Here is a 3727-nt window from a genome sequence, read left to right on the forward strand (position 1 = left end):
TTTGCCAAACAGCCAAAACGGAAGTTAGAAAAACTCTTGCTACGTGATATCTGTTACGTGATACCTGCATGACTGCGCTATTCGGGATTTCTAATCCCGAATTCTTCTGTCTGGGGATTTCTAATCCCCAATGCTGGGCTATTTAGAAAGCCGCCGCACTACGGGGATTAGAAATCCCCGGCAGAGAACTTCCGGCTTTGAAATCCGGAAGGGCAGAGAGCAAGAGCCGTATGCAGCAAAAGCAGATACACCCATTGCCGCACATTTGCACGCTTGCGTGTGGGACTATGGAGGCCAGCCGGAAGCTGAAGAACTTCCACCATACAACATCACTTGCTGAAAGCTTGCGGCAGGAGCGGGTAAGGCAGAGGTTGCTGAAAAGAAGATTTGCGTTTTCAGCTTGTTTTGGCCAAAACAGCCCGAAAACAGAAACCATAGAAGTCTTGCTGCGTGATACCTGCTACGTGATACTTCGTTATAAAAATTAGCACTTTACTTAACATGTACGTTCCGTTTCAAGACTTGCCACCGTATAGCCGGGTGTGGGTGTACCAGATCAGCCGCCCCCTGACCCCAGAAGAAGAAGAGAGCATGAACCAGCGGCTGCAGGGTTTCGTAACCGAATGGAGCAGCCACGGCAATGACCTGCAGGCTTCTTTTGAAATACGGGCGCGCCACTTTATCATCTTGGCTACCAATGAAAAAGTAGCCACCGCCAGCGGTTGCTCCATTGATAAATCAGTGGGGTTTTTAAGACAATTAGAGCAGGAGTTTCACGTTCAATTATTTGACCGTACCAGATTGGCGTTCCAGCAGGGAAACCAGGTGCAGACGGTGCCCATGGCCGAGGTGAAGCAGCTGGTGGCCGCAGGGTCGCTGTCGCCGGAGTCGCTTTATTTTGATACCTTAGTAGAAACGGTGGGCGGCCTGCGGGAGCAGTGGCCTAAACCGGCAAAAGATACCTGGCTCGCCCGTTACTTTTAGAGCCATCAAACATGATGAGTGCATGATGCGGAAAAACAACATTCTGGTGCTGGGCCTGGCCCTCTCATTGGCCGCCTCCTCCTGCGGCCCCTTCAGGGGCGTGGTGAAGAAGGGTGACAAAGACTTTGCCCAAGGCGAATACCAACTGGCCATTGAGCATTACCAGGAGGCGCTGAAGAAAGGGAAGAACCCGGCCACGGTGAACTTCAAACTGGCAGAGGCGTACCGCATGTCTAACCGCCTCTCTCAGGGCGAGCCGCACTACAAGGCGGCCCTGGACGCCGGCCAGAAAAGCGAGGAAACCCTTTTCCGCTATGGCATGGCCCTGAAGGCGAGCGGCAAATACGAGGAAGCCGCCGCGCAACTGCGCAACTACCTGGCGGTGGCCACCAACAAAGGGTTCATGAGAGAGGCGCAGCGCGAAGTGGAGAACCTGAAAGTGGTGCCTTCCATTGTGAGCACCCCTTCTTACCAGATTGTAAAACCCGTACCGGGCACCAACAGCGCCGCGTCTGAGTATGCCCCCGTGGTGCACAGCGGCGGGCTGCTGTTCACGGCCTCCCGCGAAGAAACCAAATACCTGGGCAACGGCGAGGGGTTCCAGAACCTGTACCTCATTGCTTTGTCAGACACCGGCGTGGTAGCAGCGGCCCCGGTAAAAGCCTTGCCGGGGCAGGTGAATGCTGAAGGAATGCATGATGCCACCCCCGCGTTCACCAATGAGGGCCGCACCATGGTCTTCGCCCGGAGCAACTCTGGCAAGAAAAGCGGCCGCAAAGACGTAGACCTGTATGTGTCACAGTTCAAAACCGGCACCTGGTCTGAGCCAACGCTGCTGAGTTTCAACATAGATGACGCCTGGGATGCCACGCCCGCGTTTTCGCCCGATGGGCGCACCCTCTACTTCTCCTCAGACCGCAAAGGCGGCCAGGGCGGGAATGACATCTGGAAAACTACCTTAGACGCCGGTGGCCGCTTTTCACGCCCGGTGAATCTGGGTCCGGTGATTAACACGCCAGGCAACGAGGCCTTCCCGCACGTGGCGCCAGACGGCACTTTGTACATTGCCTCAGACGGGCACCCCGGCCTGGGCGGGCTGGACATCTTCCGGATCAACGGCGACTCGGTTATCAACATGGGCACGCCCATCAATTCTTCGGGAGATGACTTTTCTATCTTCTACACTGAGAAAGACAGAGGGTTCTTTGCCTCCAACCGTGAAGGCGGTCAGGGCGGTGATGATGTGTACTCTTTTGAGAAGCGCAAGCCTAAGCTGGTGAACTTCTTTGTAGACGGCCGGGTGCTGGAGCGGAACGAGAAAACCAATGCCACCACGCCCATGGCCAATGCGCGGGTAACGTTACAGGCGGCCCAGGGCGGCAAAGTGGCCGAGGTGCTGTCTGATGCCGCCGGTAACTTCACCTTCAAGCTGGATACCGCCAGCGTGTACTCGGTACTGGCGGAGAGGACCGGGTATTTTGCCGACCGTAAATCTGTGGTGACCCAGGGCAAAACGCCGCCGCAGAACCAACTGACCCAACCCGTTACGGACATCCGCCTCACGGCCACGCTCACGCTCACCAAAATTGTGCGCAACAAAGCCATTGTGGTGGAAAACATTTTCTATGACTATGACAAAGCCGATATCAGGCCAGATGCGGCCCTGGAGCTGGACAAGCTGGTGCAGACGCTCGTAGACAACCCCGGCATTACCATTGAGCTGAGTTCACACACAGACAGCCGCGGTAATGACAAGTACAACCAGGATCTCTCGCAGCGCCGCGCCCAAAGCGCCGTAGACTACATCATCTCCAAAGGCATAGATCCTAAGCGCATCACCGCCCGCGGCTATGGCGAAGCCCAGCCAGTAGTTAGAAACGCCAAAACCGAAGCCGAACACCAGCGCAACCGCCGCACTGAGTTTAAAGTGACGCGTATTGACGAACAATAGCATAGCCTGAGCCAAGTTATCTGGCCTGTCTTGCCAAAGCGAGACAGGCCAGATTTGTTTGAGAGGGACCGGGAAGCGAGTAGCTTCTGCTCCAAGGCAGGATCAGCCATGCGTAGAACCTGCCCCTCCCGGTAGAGGTGTTATCTGGCATGCGTAGGGCACATGACGGGTGACCGTACCTCAGCAACGCGTGGACCGGCACGTGTCAACATCCCCCTCGCCCCCTTCAAAGGGGGAGCATCAGAGTGAGTTCTGAGTTATGAGTCTTGAGTTCTGAGTCCTTTCATTTTTTCCTTACGCAAATCAGCACGAATGAAGCAGCAATGTCTGGTTTCGCTGCCGTGCCGCGAGGGCAGGCTGAGAACACCCATCAGCTGTAGGCACGAGTCTGGGGACTCGCGCCAGCGCGGGAGTATCAGCCGGAGTTAGAAGGCACGTAAGTAACTTCCGCGCCATAGAGGGAGCTATAGAGGGCAGAAGTAATGTGAGGCTGCCGCCTCATGGAAGCTGAAAGCTTCCGCCACCATAGGTTCAAGTTGGAAACTTGAACCAGAGAAAGCGGCAAACAAGCAGCAATAAAAAAACAATACTTCTGCCCCTGGCTGATGTGCGTAGCACGGGCTCGCCACAGGCTAGCGGATAAGCAGCGGTTACCTACTGGAACAGACCGAGAAAGTAAGTCTGATCAGGAGAGGAACCTAAACCAGTCCTGGGGGTGAGCGCCTCTGTTAATACGGTGCCGCTTCAGCGGCAAGGCCGGAGGGCCTAGTTTTAACAGCAGTGCTCACCCCC

The 3727-nt window shown here is 55.7% G+C and carries 2 protein-coding genes; both read left to right on the forward strand.

Annotated features, from left to right (window positions below):
* Nucleotides 1-501: 501 nt before the first annotated feature.
* On the forward strand, nt 502-984 hold the full coding sequence (locus tag A8O25_RS22080) for a hypothetical protein (protein WP_066839796.1): 483 nt from the start codon (nt 502-504) through the stop codon (nt 982-984).
* A gap of 22 nt (nt 985-1006) precedes the next feature.
* Nucleotides 1007-2935 (forward strand): CHU_0125 family OmpA-like outer membrane integrity protein, encoded by a 1929-nt coding sequence (locus A8O25_RS22085; RefSeq protein WP_241499126.1) that lies wholly within the window; start codon nt 1007-1009, stop codon nt 2933-2935.
* The last annotated feature ends 792 nt before the right edge of the window (nt 2936-3727 follow it).

The sequence above is a fragment of the Rufibacter ruber genome, assembly GCF_001647275.1.
In the GTDB taxonomy this organism is placed as follows: domain Bacteria; phylum Bacteroidota; class Bacteroidia; order Cytophagales; family Hymenobacteraceae; genus Nibribacter; species Nibribacter ruber_C.

Bases quoted from the DNA above. Each gene is read 5' to 3' on its own strand.
- A8O25_RS22085 (WP_241499126.1), top strand. From the start codon at position 1,007: ATGATGCGGAAAAACAACATTCTGGTGCTGGGCCTGGCCCTCTCATTG.
- A8O25_RS22080 (WP_066839796.1), top strand. From the start codon at position 502: ATGTACGTTCCGTTTCAAGACTTGCCACCGTATAGCCGGGTGTGGGTG.